Annotated in this window: 18 protein-coding genes, 1 tRNA gene and 1 pseudogene; 17 read left to right on the top strand and 3 right to left on the bottom strand. The window is 51.0% G+C overall.

Going from position 1 to position 19,706, the window contains the following annotated elements; translation table 11 throughout:
- Positions 1 to 7: 7 nt before the first annotated feature.
- The 4 genes from relA (at position 8) to eno (ending at position 6,121) form a co-directional block, all read left to right on the top strand.
- On the top strand, positions 8 to 2,173 hold the full coding sequence (relA, locus tag C2M17_RS10640; RefSeq protein ID WP_105200738.1) for a GTP diphosphokinase: 2,166 nt from the start codon (positions 8 to 10) through the stop codon (positions 2,171 to 2,173).
- Positions 2,170 to 2,937 (top strand): nucleoside triphosphate pyrophosphohydrolase, encoded by a 768-nt coding sequence (gene mazG, locus C2M17_RS10635; RefSeq protein ID WP_105200737.1) that lies wholly within the window; start codon positions 2,170 to 2,172, stop codon positions 2,935 to 2,937. Before relA ends, mazG begins: the two co-directional genes overlap by 4 nt.
- 134 nt (positions 2,938 to 3,071) lie before the next feature.
- On the top strand, positions 3,072 to 4,706 hold the full coding sequence (locus C2M17_RS10630) for a CTP synthase (RefSeq protein WP_105200736.1): 1,635 nt from the start codon (positions 3,072 to 3,074) through the stop codon (positions 4,704 to 4,706).
- A gap of 122 nt (positions 4,707 to 4,828) precedes the next feature.
- Positions 4,829 to 6,121, top strand: a complete 1,293-nt coding sequence (gene eno, locus C2M17_RS10625; protein ID WP_105200735.1) for a phosphopyruvate hydratase — start codon at positions 4,829 to 4,831, stop codon at positions 6,119 to 6,121.
- A 35-nt stretch (positions 6,122 to 6,156) separates the two neighbouring features.
- Here eno and C2M17_RS15865 read toward each other — a convergent pair whose 3' ends face one another.
- Both C2M17_RS15865 and mutH read right to left on the bottom strand, forming a co-directional pair.
- A complete protein-coding gene (locus C2M17_RS15865) occupies positions 6,157 to 6,390 on the bottom strand; it encodes a hypothetical protein (protein ID WP_233997962.1) in 234 nt (77 codons plus the stop codon).
- A gap of 38 nt (positions 6,391 to 6,428) precedes the next feature.
- On the bottom strand, positions 6,429 to 7,097 hold the full coding sequence (gene mutH, locus C2M17_RS10620; RefSeq protein ID WP_105200734.1) for a DNA mismatch repair endonuclease MutH: 669 nt from the start codon (positions 7,095 to 7,097) through the stop codon (positions 6,429 to 6,431).
- A 436-nt stretch (positions 7,098 to 7,533) separates the two neighbouring features.
- Here mutH and rppH point away from each other — a divergent pair.
- The 6 genes and pseudogenes from rppH (at position 7,534) to C2M17_RS10590 (ending at position 13,244) form a co-directional block, all read left to right on the top strand.
- Positions 7,534 to 8,054: pseudogene (rppH, locus tag C2M17_RS10615) on the top strand (RNA pyrophosphohydrolase).
- A gap of 14 nt (positions 8,055 to 8,068) precedes the next feature.
- On the top strand, positions 8,069 to 10,357 hold the full coding sequence (gene ptsP, locus C2M17_RS10610; RefSeq protein ID WP_105200733.1) for a phosphoenolpyruvate--protein phosphotransferase: 2,289 nt from the start codon (positions 8,069 to 8,071) through the stop codon (positions 10,355 to 10,357).
- Positions 10,358 to 10,414: 57 nt separating this feature from the next.
- Positions 10,415 to 11,221, top strand: coding sequence for a sulfite exporter TauE/SafE family protein (locus tag C2M17_RS10605; protein WP_105200732.1), 807 nt, complete (start codon positions 10,415 to 10,417; stop codon positions 11,219 to 11,221).
- Between the two features lie 14 nt (positions 11,222 to 11,235).
- Positions 11,236 to 12,045, top strand: coding sequence for a prolipoprotein diacylglyceryl transferase (lgt, locus tag C2M17_RS10600; protein WP_105200731.1), 810 nt, complete (start codon positions 11,236 to 11,238; stop codon positions 12,043 to 12,045).
- A 10-nt stretch (positions 12,046 to 12,055) separates the two neighbouring features.
- The gene (locus C2M17_RS10595) at positions 12,056 to 12,907 is read left to right on the top strand and encodes a thymidylate synthase (protein ID WP_105200730.1); all 852 of its coding nucleotides are present in this window, start codon (positions 12,056 to 12,058) and stop codon (positions 12,905 to 12,907) included.
- Between the two features lie 262 nt (positions 12,908 to 13,169).
- Positions 13,170 to 13,244, top strand: a tRNA-Arg gene (locus tag C2M17_RS10590).
- 94 nt (positions 13,245 to 13,338) lie between these two features.
- Here C2M17_RS10590 and C2M17_RS10585 read toward each other — a convergent pair.
- On the bottom strand, positions 13,339 to 14,079 hold the full coding sequence (locus tag C2M17_RS10585; RefSeq protein WP_105200729.1) for a glutathione peroxidase: 741 nt from the start codon (positions 14,077 to 14,079) through the stop codon (positions 13,339 to 13,341).
- Positions 14,080 to 14,467: 388 nt separating this feature from the next.
- Here C2M17_RS10585 and ccmA point away from each other — a divergent pair, with 388 nt between their 5' ends.
- Genes ccmA through C2M17_RS10550 form a run of 7 tightly spaced genes read left to right on the top strand, consistent with a single transcriptional unit; the run spans position 14,468 to position 19,705 of the window.
- Positions 14,468 to 15,088: a cytochrome c biogenesis heme-transporting ATPase CcmA gene (gene ccmA / locus C2M17_RS10580; RefSeq protein ID WP_105200728.1), complete on the top strand. Its 621-nt coding sequence runs from the start codon at positions 14,468 to 14,470 to the stop codon at positions 15,086 to 15,088.
- On the top strand, positions 15,088 to 15,774 hold the full coding sequence (gene ccmB, locus C2M17_RS10575) for a heme exporter protein CcmB (protein ID WP_105200863.1): 687 nt from the start codon (positions 15,088 to 15,090) through the stop codon (positions 15,772 to 15,774). The genes ccmA and ccmB overlap by 1 nt, the downstream gene beginning before the upstream one ends.
- Positions 15,774 to 16,511 carry a heme ABC transporter permease gene (locus C2M17_RS10570; protein ID WP_105200727.1) on the top strand — a complete coding sequence of 246 codons (738 nt, stop codon included), beginning with the start codon at positions 15,774 to 15,776 and terminating at the stop codon, positions 16,509 to 16,511. The genes ccmB and C2M17_RS10570 overlap by 1 nt, the downstream gene beginning before the upstream one ends.
- A 1-nt stretch (position 16,512) precedes the next feature.
- Complete coding sequence (gene ccmD / locus C2M17_RS10565; protein ID WP_105200726.1) at positions 16,513 to 16,728, top strand: heme exporter protein CcmD; 216 nt, start codon at positions 16,513 to 16,515, stop codon at positions 16,726 to 16,728.
- Complete coding sequence (ccmE, locus tag C2M17_RS10560; RefSeq protein ID WP_105200725.1) at positions 16,725 to 17,201, top strand: cytochrome c maturation protein CcmE; 477 nt, start codon at positions 16,725 to 16,727, stop codon at positions 17,199 to 17,201. Before ccmD ends, ccmE begins: the two co-directional genes overlap by 4 nt.
- A 3-nt stretch (positions 17,202 to 17,204) precedes the next feature.
- On the top strand, positions 17,205 to 19,145 hold the full coding sequence (locus C2M17_RS10555; protein WP_105200724.1) for a heme lyase CcmF/NrfE family subunit: 1,941 nt from the start codon (positions 17,205 to 17,207) through the stop codon (positions 19,143 to 19,145).
- Positions 19,142 to 19,705, top strand: a complete 564-nt coding sequence (locus tag C2M17_RS10550) for a redoxin family protein (RefSeq protein ID WP_105200723.1) — start codon at positions 19,142 to 19,144, stop codon at positions 19,703 to 19,705. Before C2M17_RS10555 ends, C2M17_RS10550 begins: the two co-directional genes overlap by 4 nt.
- The last annotated feature ends 1 nt before the right edge of the window (position 19,706 follow it).

Genomic DNA, 19,706 nt, shown 5'->3' with positions numbered 1-19,706 from the left:
GTCCGCCATGGTGGCAACAAGACAGTCGCATCGTACCGATATCGAAAACTTCGACAGCGCCCTAAAGCAGCTGGCGTTAAGTGACGACAAGTATCAGTTGGTCAAAGCGGCCACCGAATACTGCGGTGAGCACCGCAATGCCGACAGCGACCGATTGGCGTTGGAAATGGTGGAAATTCTGGCGCAACTCAACCTTGATGCAACCTCCTTGGCCACCGCCTACCTGACGCCCTATTTTATCGCCAATAAAATCGCTATCAGTGATGTTAGCGAGGACTTCAATAAGGATGTCGGCCTGTTGCTGACCGGGGTGGAGCAAATGGCCACCATCAGCACCCTGGCTCATGCCTCAAGCGGACAGGTGCAGGTGGATAAGATCCGCCGCATGCTGCTGGCCATGGTGGAAGATGTGCGTGCCGTAGTGATCAAGCTGGCGCAGCAGGTGTGTTATCTGCGCGAGGTGAAAGATGCCAGCGAAGAAGAGCGGGTCATAGCGGCCAAGGAAACCAGTAATATTTTTGCCCCTTTGGCAAACCGTTTGGGTATTGGCCAGCTGAAATGGGAGCTCGAAGATCTCGCGTTTCGCTATTTGCACCCGCAAACCTATAAACGCATCGCCAAGTTATTAGAAGAAAAGCGTCTCGACCGCGAAGAATATATGCGCGACATGGTCAAGCAGGTGCAAACCAAGCTGGACGAAGTCGGCATTAAGGGCGAGGTCTATGGCCGCCCTAAGCATATCTACAGCATCTATAAGAAGATGAGCAAAAAGAACTATGAGTTCGACCAGCTCTTCGATATTCGCGCCATGCGTATCGTGGTGGATAAAATTCAGGACTGTTACGGCGCCCTTGGTGTGGTGCATACCAGCTGGCGCCATCTGCCTAAAGAATTTGACGATTATGTCGCCACCCCTAAGCCGAACGGTTATCAGTCCATTCATACCGTGGTTTTTGGCCCCGAGGGCAAAACCGTGGAGATTCAAATTCGCACCGCGCAGATGCATGAGGATGCCGAGCTCGGTGTGGCCGCGCACTGGATGTATAAAGAAGGAGCGCTGGGCGGTCGCGACAGCGGTTATGAGCAAAAAATCAGTTGGCTGCAAAAGATTCTGCAATGGCAAGAGGAAGTGGTCGACGGCACAGACCTGGCAGATGAACTGAAAAACCAGGTGGTGGAAGACAGGGTCTATGTCTTTACCCCGCGCGGCGATATTTTTGACTTGCCCTATGGCGCCACGCCGTTGGACTTTGCCTACTATATTCACTCCAATGTTGGCCATCGCTGCATTGGTGCCAAGGTATTTGGCAAAATTGTGCCTTTTACCTATCAGTTGCAAACCGGCGATCAGGTGGAAATTCTTACCCAGAAAGAGCCGAATCCGAGCCGCGACTGGGTCAATCCATCCCTTGGCTATATTCGCTCATCACGGGCACGGGCGAAAATCCATCACTGGTTTAAACAGCTCGACAGGGATAAAAACCTGCAGGCTGGTAAAGACATACTTGATAACGAGCTGCAGAAGCTGGATCTTACCTACAAAGATCTCGACCCGGCTATTAAGCGCTTTAACTTCACCAATCTGGATGACCTGCTGGTGGCCATAGGCGCCGCCGATGTGCGTCTAAACCAGCTGTTGAACTTTGTGCAAAACAAGGGTGAGCCTGAGCCGCAAATTAAGTTTAAACAGCCCAGTCGCAGCACCAAGGCGGATAAAAACGGCATAGTGGTGGAAGGCGTCGGCTCCCTGATGAGTCATATGGCCGGCTGCTGTGAGCCGGTGCCCGGCGATTCCATTTGTGGTTATATCACCCAGGGTCGGGGCATTGCCGTGCACCGCAGTGACTGTGAGCAATTCGCCACCTTACAGGAGCGCCACCCGGAGCGCATCGTTGAGGTCAGCTGGTCGGCAAAAACCAGCAGCGATTTTGCACTCTCTATTAAGGTAGAAGCCAATGACCGCCAGGGGCTTATTCGTGATATCAGCTCGGTGCTGGCCAATGAAAAGGTCAATGTGCTGAGCATGAATGTGAATACGGTGGACGAGAAACAGCTGGCGATTTTCAATATGAAGATTGCGGTGTCGGATTTAAGCAGTACCAACCGCTTACTGACTAAGCTGATGCAAATCGAGGGCGTGTATGATGCCTCTCGTGTGGGAGCCGGTGGATGAGTCACAACACCATTGCCGAGCTACAGGCCATAATGGCCAAGTTGCGCTGCCCTGAGTCCGGTTGTGACTGGGACCTGGCGCAAACCTTTAAAACCATAGTGCCGCACACCCTGGAAGAGGCCTATGAGGTGGCCGACACCATAGAGCGTGGCGCCTATGATGAACTCAAGGCGGAACTGGGTGACTTGCTGTTTCAGGTCATCTTTTACAGCCAGCTGGCCAGTGAGCAACAACTATTTGACTTTAATGCCGTGGTTGCCGAGCTCAATAGCAAGTTAAAACAGCGCCACCCTCATATTTTTGCCGATGGCCAAGCCCGGGATAATTGGGAAACCCGCAAGCATCAGGAGCGCCAGGCCAAGGGGCAGGCGCATCTGCTCGATGACATTCCCGCCAACCTGCCAGCGCTCAGCGCTGCAAATAAAATTCAAAAGCGCGTTGCCGCCGTAGGCTTTGACTGGCCCAGTGTCGATGGTGCTCTGGACAAGGTCGCCGAAGAAGTACTTGAGGTGCGCGAGGCCATAGAGCATGACCCAAATAGCGAGCACTGCGCCGAGGAACTTGGCGACCTGCTGTTTGCCACGGTAAATGTTGCCCGCCACCTAGGTCGTGACCCGGAGCAGTTGCTGCGTCAGGCCAACCGCAAGTTTAGCCGACGTTTTAATGGCGTCGAGGAACAACTGGCGGCTCAAGGGCTGAACCTGGAAAACGCCGATCTAGAGCAGATGGAAGCGGCCTGGCAGGCGGTAAAAGAGCACGAGTAAGGGCGCTCCCTCGGGTGCCCCAAAGGGCGCTCTTCGAGATTAATTTTAGCTGGATTGGCCGAGGGGGCTTTGCTATACTATCGCCCCGTCTTGATTCTATAATTTAATCCATTTCCTGATATCTTAGGGTTCGCATGAGTACAAAATTTATCTTCGTTACAGGCGGGGTGGTTTCCTCGTTGGGTAAAGGTATTGCTGCTGCATCATTGGCAGCGATCTTAGAAGCACGTGGCTTAAAAGTCACAATCTTAAAGCTGGATCCTTATATCAACGTTGATCCGGGCACCATGAGCCCAATTCAACACGGTGAAGTGTTCGTTACCGAAGACGGTGCAGAGACGGACCTTGACCTTGGTCACTATGAGCGTTTCATTCGCACCAAGATGACCAGCCGCAACAACTTCACCCAAGGTCGTGTATACGAAGATGTTCTTCGTCGCGAGCGTCGTGGTGAGTACCTGGGTGCAACCATTCAGGTTATCCCGCACATCACTAACGACATTAAACGTCGTGTAGTTGAAGGTGCAGAAGGTCATGATATCGCCATCGTTGAGATCGGCGGTACCGTAGGTGACATCGAGTCACAACCTTTCTTAGAAGCCATTCGTCAGCTTGGTACCGAAATCGGTCGCGAGCGCGCCTTGTTTATGCACCTAACGCTGGTGCCATTCTTAGGCCCTGCGGGCGAAGTGAAAACCAAGCCGACTCAGCACTCTGTAAAAGAGCTGCGTTCTATCGGTATTCAGCCAGACATCCTGGTATGTCGTTCGGCCTGTAAACTACCGGGTAATGAGCGTGCCAAGATTGCCCTGTTCACTAACGTTGAAGAAAAAGCGGTTATCTCGCTACAAGACGTAGACAGCATTTATAAGATCCCGGCGCTGCTTAAGTCGCAGGATCTGGACAACATCATTTGTCGTCGTTTCTACCTGGATTGCCCGGAAGCGGATCTATCCGAGTGGGAACAAGTACTTTACCAAGAGTCGAACCCTACTGGTGAAGTGACTATCGGTATGGTGGGTAAATACATCGAACTACCGGATGCCTATAAGTCGGTTAACGAAGCCCTTAAGCATGCTGGTTTGAAAAACCGCCTGACAGTGAACATTCAGTACGTTGACTCACAAGATATCGAAAGCAAGGGCGTTGACCTGCTGAAAGGTCTTGATGCCATCTTAGTACCGGGCGGCTTCGGCGGCCGTGGTGTTGAAGGCAAGATCATGGCGGCCAAGTATGCCCGTGAAAACAAGGTGCCTTATCTAGGTATCTGTTTAGGTATGCAGGTGGCGCTAATTGAATATGCGCGTAACGTAGCCGGTCTTGAAGGAGCGAACTCAACCGAGTTCGATACCAACTCGCCGCATCCTGTAGTGGGCCTTATCACCGAATGGCTTGATAAAGACGGTAACGTAGAAGTACGTGACGAAGCGTCTGATTTAGGCGGCACCATGCGTCTTGGCGCTCAGCTTTGTCATCTGAAAGAAGGTTCAAAGGTACGTGAAGTGTACGGCAATGATCAAATCGTTGAGCGTCACCGTCACCGCTATGAAGTGAACAACAACTATGTTGAGCAGCTTGAGCAAGCGGGTCTTGAGTTCACCGGTCTTTCCGAAGATAAGAAGCTGGTGGAAATCATTGAAAACAAAGATCACCCTTGGTTTATTGCGGCGCAATTCCACCCGGAATTCACCTCAACGCCACGTGATGGTCACCCACTATTTGAAGGTTTCGTGGCGGCTGCACACAGCTTCCAGAAGCAGTCTTCGTAATCGATCGTACTAAGCCGTGCCCATGCACGGCTTTTTCGTTTTTATACCCCTTGCCCAGAGGCGCCAAGAATCGGCCCCGGGGGGAGGGAGTACTAAACCTGGGACAAGAGGAATCATTCGAGATGTCAGAAATTGTTAAAGTGATTGGCCGTGAAGTTATGGACTCACGCGGTAACCCAACTGTTGAAGCCGAAGTATACCTAGCCAGCGGTGCTTGGGGTCGTGCTTGTGCACCTTCTGGTGCTTCAACCGGTACACGCGAAGCGCTTGAGCTACGCGATGGCGACAAGAGTCGTTACCTGGGCAAGGGTGTATTGAAGGCCGTAGGTTATGTAAATAACGAAATCGCCGCCGCCCTTAAAGGCCAAAATGCGCTTGAGCAGCGTGCAATCGATAACATCATGCTTGAGCTTGATGGCACCGAAAACAAAGAAAAGCTAGGCGCAAACGCCATCCTGGCGGTATCGCTAGCAAACGCTAAAGCGGCAGCTCAGGACAAGGGTGTTGAGTTATTCGAACACATCGCCGACATCAATGGTACATCTGGCCAGTATTCAATGCCTGTGCCTATGATGAACATCATCAATGGTGGTGAGCACGCGGATAACAACGTTGATATCCAAGAGTTTATGGTTCAGCCGGTAGGCGCTCCTAGCTTCAGCGAAGCACTACGCATGGGTGCGGAAATCTTCCACAGCCTGAAAAAAGTACTAAGCGCACGCGGCCTAAACACTGCGGTAGGTGACGAAGGTGGTTTTGCACCTGACCTTAAGTCAAACGAAGAAGCTCTGGAAGTGATCGCCGAAGCCGTTGCTGCTGCCGGTTACGAGCTAAACAAAGACGTAACCCTAGCGCTAGACTGTGCCTCTTCAGAGTTCTACCACGATGGTAAATACGACCTTAAAGGCGAAGGCAAGGTATTCGACTCGGCTGGTTTCGCCGACTTCCTTGCAGACCTAGCGGCACGTTACCCTATCGTTTCAATCGAAGACGGCCTGGACGAAAGCGACTGGGCGGGTTGGAAAATTCTAACCGATAAGATTGGCGACAAGGTGCAGCTAGTGGGCGACGATCTATTCGTAACCAACACTAAGATCCTTAAGCGTGGTATCGACGAGAACATTGGTAACTCTATCCTTATCAAGTTCAACCAAATCGGTTCACTGTCTGAGACCCTTGATGCAATCAAGATGGCTAAAGACGCCGGCTTTACTGCGGTTATTTCACACCGTAGTGGCGAAACCGAAGACGCGACAATCGCCGACCTTGCGGTAGGTACTGCTGCTGGCCAGATCAAAACTGGTTCACTATGTCGTTCAGACCGTGTAGCTAAGTACAACCAGCTACTACGTATCGAACAACAACTTGGTGACAAAGCGGTTTATAAAGGCCGTTCTGAAATCAAAGGCCAATAAGCCCAGCTTATTTAGCCAATAAAAAAACCGCGGTCTTACCGCGGTTTTTTTATGCCTGTTTGGAGCACCCTTATCACCATGTCGTTGTAGGTCGGGCTTTCAGCCCGACAAAAGGTGCCACAAGCGAAACGTCGTTGTAGGTCGGGGTTCACCCCGACAAAGGTGCCACAAGCGATATGTCGTTGTAGGTCGGGGTTCACCCCGACAAAGGTGTCACAAGCGATATGTCGTTGTAGGTCGGGATTCACCCCGACAAATTGCACATTCATTGGCATTGTCGGCGCAAAGCACCGACCTACAAATGAATTTAAGGCTGAAACTGTTGAGCGAGGATCTGCCGGGTAAACTGGGTTTTTAAATAAAAGCCCCGTGGCAGGGTCTGAATGCGCTCGCCATTTTTGCCTATGGCTGCGGTCAGGGCTTTGCTGTTGGCGGCCTTGGGGCGCAGTTGTAACACCTCGCCAAAATGGCCATTGACCTGCTCAATTTGCCCCAGAGCTATCATCTCGGTGAGTTCCTCCCAATCCCGCTTCAGCTGGGCGAATTGCTGCGCATTGGGTTGCCATAAAAAGCCACTGCCTATCACTCGTTCCACTACAGGAATATCGCGCTCGGCCAAAATCGGCAACCACAAGACATGACAGAGTTTTTTATACACGGTACTTTGCTCGAAACTCAGCCCGGTCACCTGTGTAAGGGGGGCGACGCTGACAAAGGTGGTTTCCAGCGGCGTGCCCTGATAGGAAATGGGCAAGGTTTTTAATTCCACACCAAGGGCGGGAAAGTCCGGTTCCGGCAAAGAGCCAGCGGTAGCCCCAAGCACATATTCCAACAATTGCCCAACCCAGCCCTTTTCTCGCTGCAAATGTTCCGGGGTTTTAAAACCGTATTGCTCGGCAAGCGCCCCTAGGGTCATACCGGCAATGGCATCGACGCGCTGACGTAATTGGGCAAGGTTAGTAGGTGGAGAAATCATAGCTGCTCGATAAGGGCTGTGGAGGCCTGATTGTAACAAAGGCGCGGTGAATTCCTAGTCTTGTTCGGTACGGCGAACAAGGGTGTTGCTATTTTGAGCAGAAAAAATTGGATGCTTTTTTGCTCACCTATTTGCTTTGATTTTATTTTTAACCAATTGATTTTAATGGGTTATTTTCTTGCTTGTTAAGATTTCATACAATTGGTGTGATGTTTTAATCCACAAAATACAGATGTATAAACACATTTATCCACAGAATCTGTGGAGAAATACTGTTTTTGGCCTGCTGATTGTGGATTTGTTTTATTTTTATCCGTAGTTATTAAAAGTTATGCACAACATGTGAGTAACTTGGTGTTAATTGCGAATATTATTTGCTGTCAATTGGTGATTGTGGAACAATCGATAAAAATCGACTTACAAAAGAGGCACTAAGGTGATTGATGCCGAAGGTTTTCGTGCCAATGTCGGAATCGTAATCTGCAATAATCAGGGGCAGGTATTTTGGGCCCGCCGTTACGGCCAGCATTCATGGCAATTTCCACAAGGCGGGGTAGATGATGGCGAAACGCCAGAGCAAACCATGTACCGCGAATTGCATGAAGAAGTGGGATTGCTGCCAGAAGATGTTGAGGTGATTGCCAGCTCGCGTCATTGGTTGCGTTATAAACTACCGAAACGGTTAATACGCCGTGATTCGAGCCCTGTGTGTATTGGCCAAAAGCAGAAATGGTTCTTGCTGAAACTAAAATGCAAAGACGAAGACGTAAACTTGCTGAAAACCCATCATCCGGAGTTTGATGATTGGCGTTGGGTGAGTTACTGGTATCCGGTGCGCCAGGTCTGGCCTTTAAACGCGACGTTTACCGCCGGGTAATGAAAGAATTTGCTCCTATTGCGATGCCATTTAATCGCAAGGAATCAGCGCCCCAGGGGCAGTGGCGTAACCGCCGTTAAGGAGAGTTTTCAATATGCTTGCCACCATGCGCGCCATCGTCGAGCGAGTTGCTCAGCAGCCGAGCTTGGAAAGCGCGCTCATGGTGTTTGTCAGCCAGGTCAAAAAGGCGATGAAGACCGAGTGCTGTTCAATCTATTTTGCCGATTACAGCCAGGATAACTTTGTCTTGATGGCCACCGATGGCCTTAACCCCGCCGCCGTGGGTAAGTTTCGCCTCGGCTTTACCGAAGGCCTGGTGGGCCTGGTGGCTCAGCGTGAAGAACCGATCAACCTTGCCTATGCCAAGTCACACCCGCACTTTATAACCTCAGATCTTGTTCAAGAAGAGCAATATAACGCCTTTTTATCCGTGCCCGTGGTGCATCAAAAACGGGTGCTAGGGGTTATTGTGGTGCAGCAGACGGCGGCCAGAGTATTTAGTGAAGACGAAGAATCCTTTTTGATCACCTTGTCGGCGCAATTGGCGCCGCAACTGGCGGTTGCACAGATACAAACCTTGTTGCAGCAGGACGACCTCAGTCATCGCTCGACCATGCTCAAGGGGATCTCCAGCTCCGGCGGTATCGCCCAGGGCCATGCCTATGTGGTGCTGCCTAAAGTCGACTTTTCGTCCGTGGAGCTGCGCAAGGAAGAGGATAAGCTCAAACAAAAGCAACTCTTCTTACAGGCAGTGGCAGCCACCCGCAAGGAGTTCAGCACTTTGGCGGTGTCCATGCAAGGACATCTGCCGAGCGAGGCGGTCGCTGTTTTTGAAGTTTATTTGCAATTGCTCGATGCTCGCAGCCTGGGTCGCGATGTGGAGCTGGAAATTGCCGATGGCTGGTGTGCCAAAAGCGCCTTAAAGCTGGTTATAGAGCGATTGGTGCAGCAATTTAACGCCATGCAGGACCCTTATATTAAAGAGCGTGCCGTCGATGTAAAAGACATTGGCCTGCGGGTGCTGTTTCATCTGCTCAATACCGAAAAGGCCACCAAGCCTTATCCGGAAAATACCATTTTAGTGGCCCATACCCTGACTCCGGCCATGTTAGCGCAGGTGCCCAAGGAGCGCTTAAAAGGGGTGGTCAGTGTTCATGGCGCCGCCAACTCCCATGCCTCGATTTTGACGCGCGCCCTTAATATCCCCACGGTGTGGGGCATTAACGATATTCCGCTGTTACAGTTCGATAATAAAGAGCTGATCATCGATGCCTATGCCGGGCGGGTGTATCTTAGCCCCAGCGAGGCGCTGAAAAAAGAATATGCGCAAATTCAGCACCGCGACGCCAAGTTACACGACCAGTTTGAGTCGGAATACCATCTGCCTTCGACCACTCTGGATGGCAAGGCCATCGACCTGATGCTCAATGCCGGTCTGGATCTACAAACCGAGCTCGACAGCGCCCGTTATTGCGACGGCGTGGGTCTGTATCGCACCGAATCCTGGTTTATGCAAAAAGGCACCTTTCCGTCCCAGCATGAACAAGAGCAATGGTATCGCCAGGTGCTCAACAGTTATCATCCGGCCCCGGTCACCATGCGCACCTTGGATATAGGCGGTGATAAGGCGCTTGACTACTTTGATATTCAGGAAGAAAACCCTTTTCTGGGATGGCGCGGTATTCGCGTGAGCCTAGATCATCCCGAGTTGTTTCTCGATCAGCTTAAGGCCATGATCAAGGCCAATTCCGGCCTGGGTAACCTGCGTATTCTCTTGCCCATGGTTAGCGAAGTAGGGGAGGTCGATGAGTCTTTAGCCCTGCTTGAGCGCGCTTATTATGAGCTGCAACAGGACTTCCCACACGAATTCAGCTATATCGACAAGCCCCTGATTGGGGTGATGATCGAAGTGCCATCGAGCATGTACTTGCTGCATGAGTTTGCCGCCAAAATGGACTTTTGTTCCGTCGGCTCCAACGACCTGACTCAATATCTGCTGGCGGTGGACAGAGCAAATTCCCGCGTCGCCAATCTCTTCGATTGTTACCACCCGGCGGTTCTGCGCGCCTTAAACGGTATTGCCGAGCAATGTCAGGCTGCCAACTTTCCCTTTAGTTTGTGTGGCGAGCTGGCCGGTGAGCCGGAAGGAGCCATTTTGTTGATAGCCATGGGCTTTGACAGCTTAAGTATGAACTTTAGCGCCCTGCATAAGGTGAAATGGGTTATCCGCCGCGTTGGCCTTAAGAAGTGTAAGCAATTACTGGCACAATGTTTAAGCGCCGCCCATGCCAAACAGGTGCACCGTTTAGTGCGGGATTTCATGCTTGAACAGGGCCTAGGGCAATTGTTATATCGACAAAAAGACGATGATGGCAAGCAATGAAATCCTCTTTATAACCTGATATATTCATCATATAAGAAAACAGAATAAGTAAAATACATGGCAGATCTTATTTGGCTTTTTATCTTGTGCATGGCGTTAGGAAGTGTGGTGGGTTTTCTCGCCGGTCTGTTAGGCATAGGTGGCGGCCTGCTTATTGTACCCGCGCTCAGTGCGCTGCTGGTGCATTTTAATGTCACCGATGTTGAACATGTATTGGTAATAGCCATTGCCACCTCACTGGCTTCTATTTTATTTACCTCAACGTCTTCAGCTCTGGCCCATCATCGCAACCAAAATGTGCCCTGGGAAGTGGCGCCAGCGGTACTGTTTGGTGTGTCTACCGGCGCCCTGATCAGCGGCTTTATGGCCAGCTATATACCCCAGCAGGGACTGAAAGCAATTTTCGCCGTGGCGGTCATATTTATCGCTATGCGGATGATCTATTCCAGCCATAGGGCGACCAGCACCCGACCCATGCCATCCGATGTGGTGATCTTGGGTTCAACCTCGGTTCTCGGCGCACTGTCCGGGTTGATCGGCATTGGCGGTGGCGCGCTTCTCGTACCCTTGCTTAACTACTTTTCCGTAGACATGAAAAAGGCCATTGGCTGCGCCGCGGTCAGTGGTATTGCCATTGCGCTGTTTGGCTGCTTGGGTTACATTGCCTCCGGGTGGCAGGTGCAGGACATCGGCGATGGTTTTGTTGGCTTTGTTTATGTTCCCGCGCTGGCCGGCATAGTTGCAACGTCCTGGTTTACGGCCCCCTTTGGTGCGCGCGCTACGCATTATTTACCCGTTTCACATATTAAAAAAATCTTCGCCTTACTGCTGGTGATCATCGCCTTACGTATGGTGTTTAGCTAGGCAAAAATAAAATTATGGCTTTAGAATTTCCACAAATTGACCCGGTGATTTTCGAAGTAGGGCCGCTGGCCGTACGCTGGTATGGCTTGATGTACTTAGTTGGCTTTGTTCTGGCCATGTGGCTGGCAAATCGTCAGGCCGCCAAACCCGGCTCGGGATGGACCAAAGAAGAAGTCAGCGACCTGTTATTTTACGGCATGCTAGGGGTGATCCTCGGTGGTCGTTTGGGTTACGTATTCTTTTATCAATTCTCTTATTTCCTGGAAAACCCACTTTACCTATTCCGTATTGACCAAGGCGGCATGTCCTTCCATGGCGGCACGCTTGGGGTAATTGCGGCCATATTCTGGTTTGCTAAATCGCGCGGTAAATCGTTTTTTACCGTTGGCGACTTTGTGGCGCCTCTGGTGCCGCTTGGCCTGCTGGCGGGACGCATAGGTAACTTTATTAATGGCGAGTTGTGGGGGCGCACTTCGGACGTGCCTTGGGCCATGGTGTTCCCAACCGGCGGTCCGGACGCGCGTCACCCGTCGCAATTATATGAAGCATTTTTCGAAGGCCTGGTGCTCTTCCTTATATTGCAGTGGTTTATTAAAAAGCCGCGCCCGGCGGGCAGTGTCTCAGGGCTGTTCTTACTCGGTTACGGTAGCTTCCGTTTTGCCATTGAATACTTCCGCGAGCCGGACGCCCACTTAGGCTTATTAGGCGGCATTATGTCTATGGGGCAGATTTTATCCCTGCCTATGATTCTTATCGGCGGTGCGTTTATCTACTGGGCGTACAGCAAAGCGGATAACGCCGCGGCATCGGCAGCGAAGAAATAAGGAAGCAAAGATGAAACAGTATTTAGACTTATGCCGTCGTATCGTCGACACCGGCACCTGGGTGGAAAATGAGCGTACCGGGATCCGTTGTTTGACCGTGATTAATGCGGACTTGGAATACAATGTTGCTGCCAACGAATTTCCACTGATCACCACTCGTAAGAGCTTTTTTAAGGCGGCCATCGCCGAGTTGCTTGGCTATTTGCGCGGCTATAGCAGTGCCGCCCAGTTTCGCGATATCGGCTGTAATACCTGGAATGCCAATGCCAACGAAAACCAGGCCTGGTTGAACAACCCCCATCGTCGCGGTGAAGACGATATGGGCCGTGTTTATGGCGTGCAGGGGCGCAGCTGGCAAAAGCCGGACGGCACGCATCTGGACCAGTTAAAGAAGGTGGTTGATAACCTCAGTCGTGGTGTTGATGACCGCGGTGAGATCATCACTTTTTATAATCCCGGCGAGTTTGAACTGGGTTGTTTGCGTCCTTGCATGCACACTCATACCTTTTCCTTGCTGGGTGACACCCTGCATCTGACCAGTTATCAGCGCTCATGCGATGTGCCACTGGGCTTAAACTTCAACCAGATCCAGGTCTTTACCCTGCTGGCCTTGGTGGCGCAGATCACGGGTCATAAGCCGGGTATGGCGTATCATAAAATCGTTAATGCCCATATTTATGAAAACCAGCTTGAGTTGATGCGTGACGTGCAGCTAAAGCGTGAGCCTTTCCCTTCGCCGCAACTGCACATCAACCCAAAGATCAAATCCCTGGAAGATTTGGAAACCTGGGTGAGCACGGATGACTTTGAGATCTCCGGTTATCAGCATCATGAGGCTATTCGCTATCCGTTTGCCGTATAACTAGTCTCCTGCATTGCACTGCAATTAGGAATCTTTAGATCGGGATTTTGCATAAAATCCCTTAGCGAAAATGCTAAGGATGAAAGCTGGATGTCTGGTTTTATCTGTAATCGCGTTAATCTGAAGCGACCGGCGTACTATTAAAGAGCGCGTGTGGTGCATGAGAAACTGGGGCTAGGGATAGCCAGTTAAGTCCAATTAATAGGCTTGATTATCAAACACCTAGCTTTATAATCAAGCCCTAGGTCATAGACCTTGGATAGGCCCCTTAGTTAAATGGATATAACAACCCCCTCCTAAGGGGTAGTTGCAGGTTCGATTCCTGCAGGGGCCGCCATCTAACCTGTAAAAACCATTAAAAATCAAAATCTTGTATTTTTAAGCTTGTTTTTCACAGCTTTTTTACACTCAAAGTGGCGCTTGCCGTTAAATTATTGTGCCGCGAAGTAGGCCGCTAAATCGTCACTGCCACCTATATGCTCACCACCAATAAAGACTTGCGGTACGGTTTCACGACCTGTGATAGCCTTTAAGCTGGTAAGCGACACACTGTTACCCAGGGTGATCTCTTCAAACGCCAGACCCTTCTCTGTCAGCAGATTCTTTGCCTTGGTACAAAAGGGGCAGCCGGGTTTACTGAACAGGCTGACCGGTTGAGGTTTTACCTGTTGCGGGTTAATGTACTCCAGCATGGTATCGGCGTCGGACACCTCAAAGGGGTCGCCGGGCACATCCGCTTCGATAAACATTTTCTCAACCACGCCATCTTTAACCAGCATGGAATAACGCCAGCTGCGCTTGCCAAAACCAAGGTCATTCTTATCTACCAACAAGCCCATGCCATCGGTAAATTCGCCGTTGCCATCGGGCAGCAGGGTAATATTGCCCGCCTCCTGGTGCTGCGCCCAGGCATTCATAACAAAGGTGTCATTTACCGAAACACAAACTATGTCATCGACACCATTTTGTTTAAACACCGCGGCTAATTCGTTATAGCGGGGCAGATGGGTGGACGAACAGGTTGGCGTAAAGGCACCGGGCAGGGCGAAAACGATCACGGTTTTACCGGCAAAAATATCTGCACTGGTGCGTTTTTGCCATTGGTCATTCTCACGAATGGCAAAGGTGACATCGGGTACACGTAGGCCTGTGCTGTTTTTAAACTGGCTCATTAGTTTTAGTCCTTCTCTAAATCAATGAGCCTAGTTTGCCAAAGTAAGTTTAATCATTAAAATACTTTAAACTGATTGAAGTAATCGTTTTTTTGAATTGTTTTAGTGGCGCCTGCACTCGCCCCGACACGTGCATTTTCATTGTTATTTGCTGCTATTTAAGGTGAATCCTGTGTGCCATCCAGGGTTATTTCTAAGGTGATTTTGGCTGCAGTATTGGTGCGCTTGAGGCAGTGATTTCCAGCGCTGAGACCAGGTTAAATAAAGGGGTAAATGGACCCGACATATTCCCCCTTGCTAGAGATCAAAGTTTTACCTGCAATTTTTCGCATTAGCTTAGCATTATGGTAGACTAACGCCCAATTTTAAGCATTGAGAATCCCTGTTTGTGCTACACGTTGACGCAGTCACTTGTATAAAGCAAGAGCGATGTTTGTTCGAAGACCTGAGTTTTACCCTAAAGTCGGGCGAGATCATGCAGTTAGAAGGTCCTAACGGTGCCGGAAAAACCTCGCTATTACGTATTTTAGCGGGCTTCGCCGAGCCTATGCAGGGGCAAGTAAAGTTTAATCAGCAGTGTATTGGTCGTAATTATGACGAGTACGCCGAGAATGTGCTGTTTATCGGCCATAAAACCGGCGTCAACACTGCGCTTAATGCCTTAGAAAATTGTCATTTTTGGCTTAATACCCATGGTCTTGAAAGCGGCTTAGATCTCTACGAGGTACTTGCTGACCTGGGTCTGGTTGGTCTTGAAGATGTGCCAGTGCGCCAGCTTTCTGCCGGGCAGCAGCGCCGCGTAGCCCTGGCGCGTTTATGGTTAAATCGTGCGCCCTTGTGGTTATTGGATGAGCCCTTCACCGCGGTGGATAAAAAGGGTGTGCAATTGCTGCAACAGCGTTTTGCCGAGCATCTCGCCTCGGGCGGTGCTATTTTGCTGACCAGCCACCAAGACCTTACCGCGCACTTTGATAAGCTCATCAAGTTGCAGCTGGAGTATCGCATTTGATAGCACAGAACCATTCATACTGGCGCGTGTGGGCCAGCGTATATAAAAAAGATGTTCGTTTGGCGTTTCGCCAGCGCAGCGACATTATCAATCCGTTATTGTTCTTTTTAATCGTTATCACCCTGTTCCCGCTGGGCATTGGCCCTGAGCCTAATTTATTGGCGCGCATGGCGCCTGGAATTATCTGGGTAGCGGCCCTGTTGGCGACCATGTTGGGCTTGGACAAGATGTTTCGTGATGACTACCTGGACGGTACCTTGGAGCAGCTGATGCTGTCGCCTTTTCCGTTGTCATTGAGCGTCTCGGCTAAGGTGGCCGCGCACTGGACGATAACCGGCTTGCCCATGGTTATTCTTGCGCCGCTGTTTGCGCTTTTGATGAATTTACAATCGCAGGCTCTAAGCGCCATGATGCTGACCCTGCTAATTGGCACGCCGCTGCTGAGCTTGATTGGTGCCATCGGCGCCGGGCTCACCGTGGGGTTGCAAAAGGGTGGGGTACTGCTTAGTTTATTGGTCCTGCCGCTCTATATACCCGTATTAATTTTCGCGACCTCCGCCATAGATACCGCCAGCATGTCCCTGGCTTATGGCGGCCAGCTTGCGATTCTAGGTGCATTTTTAGCCGTGGCTATCGTGCTTGCGCCTATTGCCGTTTCATCAGCATTGAAAGTGAGTATTAACTAATGTGGAAGTGGTTACATCCCTACGCTAAGGCCGAAAGGGCCTATCAGTTGTGTAACACCCTGCTGCCCTATTTTGCCGTGATCGCCGTGCTTGGCATCCTGGTGGGTTGGGTATGGGGGCTGGCCTTTGCGCCTGCGGACTACCAACAAAAAGACAGCTATCGCATCATCTTTATTCATGTGCCGTCGGCCATCTGGTCTATGGGCGCCTATTCGTCCATGGCTATCGCTGGCTTAGTGGCCCTGGTGTGGCAAATTCGCAATGCCCAGTTGGCGGTGATTGCCATTGCTCCTGTGGGTGCGGCCATGACTGTGATTGCTTTATTGACCGGTGCTGCCTGGGGTAAACCCATGTGGGGTGCCTGGTGGGTATGGGATGCCCGTTTAACCTCAGAGTTGATTTTGTTGTTTTTATACCTGGGTGTGATTTCTCTTTATCATGCCTTTGAGGACAAGCGCGCCGGGGGTAAGGCGGCGTCTATTCTTGCCCTGGTTGGCGTAGTAAATCTGCCGATTATCCATTTCTCGGTGGAGTGGTGGAACACCCTGCACCAAGGTGCAACCATCACCAAGTTTGATACCTCGGCCATAGACTCAAGCATGTTCTGGCCCTTGATGATCAATATCCTTGGCTTTGCCGGTTTCTTGGGGGCGGTGACGCTAATTCGCCTGAAAACAGAAATCCTAAAAAGCGAGCAACATCGCCCCTGGGTTAAAGCTCTGGCGGGAGGCAAATAAGATGCAGTTTGAGAGTCTTTCAGAATTTTTTGCCATGGGTGGCTACGCCTTTTACGTGTGGTTATCCTTCGGCAGCTGTGCGTTAATTCTTATCGCCCTGGTGGTTAGCTCTATCCAGGAAAAGCGTAAGTTATTACAACAGGTATCGGCACAGAGTGCTCGTGAGCAACGTATTGAAAAAGCTAAGCTGGCTAAGCAGCAGGAGTCGCAATCATGAACCCAAGACGTAAAAAACGCCTATTAACTATTATCGCTTTGTTATTCGGCCTATCTAGCGCCGTGGGCCTGACTTTGTACGCGCTGCAAGAGAATATTAATTTATTCTATACTCCGAGCGAGCTTATCAACGGCAAGGGCCCAGAGCTTGAAAAACCAAGCGTGGGACAAAAGCTGCGTATCGGCGGCATGGTAGTACCAGGTACGGTTAAACGCGATGATAACTCTTTATTCGTTGAGTTTAAGTTGATCGATTCCGGCCCCATGGTAACCATTCGCTATAAAGGCATTTTGCCGGATCTGTTCCGTGAGGGGCAGGGCATAGTGGCTCAGGGTACCCTGATTGAAAGCGATGTGATCGAGGCATTCGAAGTGCTGGCTAAGCACGATGAAGAATATATGCCTGAGGAAGTCGCCGAAGCGGTGAAGGGCATTAAGCACCACAAACCTACTTATAATAACAACGGCAACTAAGTTATGATCCCAGAGCTCGGTTATTTTTCATTAACCTTGGCAATGGTGCTTTGTGTGCTGTTGTTTATTTTTCCCATGTGGGGCGCGCACACAGGCAATTTACGCCTGATGCGTGCGGCACCGTCCTTGGCGGTGGGTCAGTTTATCTTTGTGCTGCTTTCTTTTGCTGCACTGATTTACGCCAGTCTTACCGATGACTTCACAGTGGCCTATGTGGCCCATCACTCAAGTAGTACCTTGCCTTGGTATTACAAGATCACCTCGACCTGGGGCGGTCATGAAGGGGCCATTCTGCTGTGGTTGGTAATGCAGGCAGGTTGGACGGCGGCGGTGGCGCTGATGTCCAAGTCCCTGCCTTGGCCATTGCGTGCCCGCGTGCTTGGCGTGCTGGGCTTTTTGGCCGTGGGTTTTATGCTTTACACCCTCTTGATGTCGAGTCCATTTGACCGCCTGTTGCCTTATTATCCGGTGGAAGGACGAGACCTTAACCCGCTGTTGCAAGACCCGGGCATGATCATTCACCCGCCACTTTTGTATATGGGCTATGTGGGGCTGTCAGTTTCCTTTGCCTTTGCTATTGCGGCACTGCTTACCGGCCAGTTGGATAACCTTTGGGCCAAGTGGTCGCGCCCCTGGACCATGGCGGCGTGGGGCTTTTTAACCCTGGGTATCACCATCGGCAGTTGGTGGGCCTATGCGGAGCTTGGCTGGGGTGGCTGGTGGTTCTGGGATCCGGTAGAAAATGCCTCCCTGATGCCTTGGCTGGTAGCCACGGCGTTACTGCATTCATTAGCGGTGACGGAAAAGCGCGGTATCTTTAAATCATGGACAGTGCTTTTGGCCATTGCCGCCTTCTCACTGAGTCTATTGGGCACCTTTATCGTGCGTTCGGGCATTATTGTCTCGGTTCACGCCTTTGCCTCGGATCCGGATCGCGGCATGTTTATCCTTGCCTTTTTGGCCATAGTCGTGGGTGGCGGGTTAACGCTTTATGCCCTGCGCGCCGGTCATGTATCGAGTGAGGGGCGCTATAGCCTGTTCTCTCGCGAGGTAGCGCTGTGGCTGAATAATATTCTTCTGGTGGTGGCGACGCTTATCGTTCTACTGGGTACGCTCTTGCCGATGATCCACAAGGAGCTGGGTCTGGGCTCGATTTCTATCGGTGAACCCTTCTTCAATCAGATGTTTACCTATTTAATTGTGCCTTTTGCCTTATTGCTGGGTGCAGCGCCGCTGCTGCGTTGGAAGCAAAATAAGCTGAAGCAAGTGGCGGGTAAATATGGGTTAGGCGTAGTGATTGCCCTGGTGCTTACCGCGGCCTGGTTGTTTAGCAGCTTTGCCAAGGTTAGTGCTTTAACCTTTATGGCAACCGCATTGGCGCTGTGGATCATGGTGATGAGCGCTCAGGATCTGCTACAGAAAACCGCGCAGGCGCAATCAATCAAGCGCTTAGGTTTAAGCTATTGGGCCATGCAATTGGGTCACATCGGCCTAGCGCTGGTGATTATGTCTGTGGCTCTGACCTCGGCTTATTCAACCGAGCGTGATGTACGTGTTGTGCCCGGCGAGCAGGTGGCCTTAGGTGGTTATGATTTCCGTTTCGATGGCGTTAAAGCCATTCGCGGACCAAACTACACCGGCCATGCCGGAGTGGTGACCGTATTTAAAGAAGGTGAGCTGGAAACCGTATTGCACGCGGAAAAGCGTCGCTACGATATCGGCATGCAGTTTATGACCGAAGCCGCAGTAGATGCTGGCCTGAGCCGAGATCTTTATCTGGCACTGGGCGAGCAGCTCACCGGTGGCGCCTGGTCATTGCGCATTTACCATAAACCCTTTGTACGGGTGATGTGGTTGGGCGGTATCTTGATTGCTTTGGCAGGCTTTATCGTCCTCTTTGATCGCCGTTATCGTCGTCGTAATCCCAAGGAGGCACAGGCATGAATAAAAAGTGGTTCGTATTAACGCCACTGGCGGTATTTATACTGCTGTGCGCGTTCCTGTTAAAGGGTTTGTTTTCCGACCCACGTGAGCTGCAAAGTGGCCGGGTAAATCAGGCACTGCCAGCCTTTGATTTGCCGGATCTGATGGAGCCGCAAAAGCGTTGGACCAATGCCGATATGGCCGGTCAAACCTATTTGATCAACGTCTGGGGCACCTGGTGTCCAACCTGCTTGGCGGAGCTGGGTTACTTAACCGAGTTGCGTGAGCGCGGCGTGACCATAGTGGGTTTGTACTACGAGCAGGGTTACGACCCGGATTTTGGCGACCGTTTTGACTTAGCGGCTTTGCAACAGGAAGTGCGGGATATGCTGGCCCGTGCCGGCGATCCTTATCAATTCAATATGCTTGATTTAGACCGCCAGTTTATTTTGGACTTAGGGGTCTCAGGTGCGCCGGAGACCTTCCTGGTCAATGGTGAAGGCAAGGTTCTGGTGCATCACACAGGTGATGTTAACGAGCGAGTGTGGCGTGCCAAGTTTGCGCCGCTACTGGGAGAATAAC

Origin of the sequence: Pseudoalteromonas sp. T1lg10, assembly GCF_002964545.1 — a bacterium.
Lineage (GTDB): Bacteria > Pseudomonadota > Gammaproteobacteria > Enterobacterales > Alteromonadaceae > Pseudoalteromonas.
The sequence above is the reverse complement of the archived record's forward strand: the minus strand, read 5'-3'. Positions and strand labels throughout refer to the sequence as shown.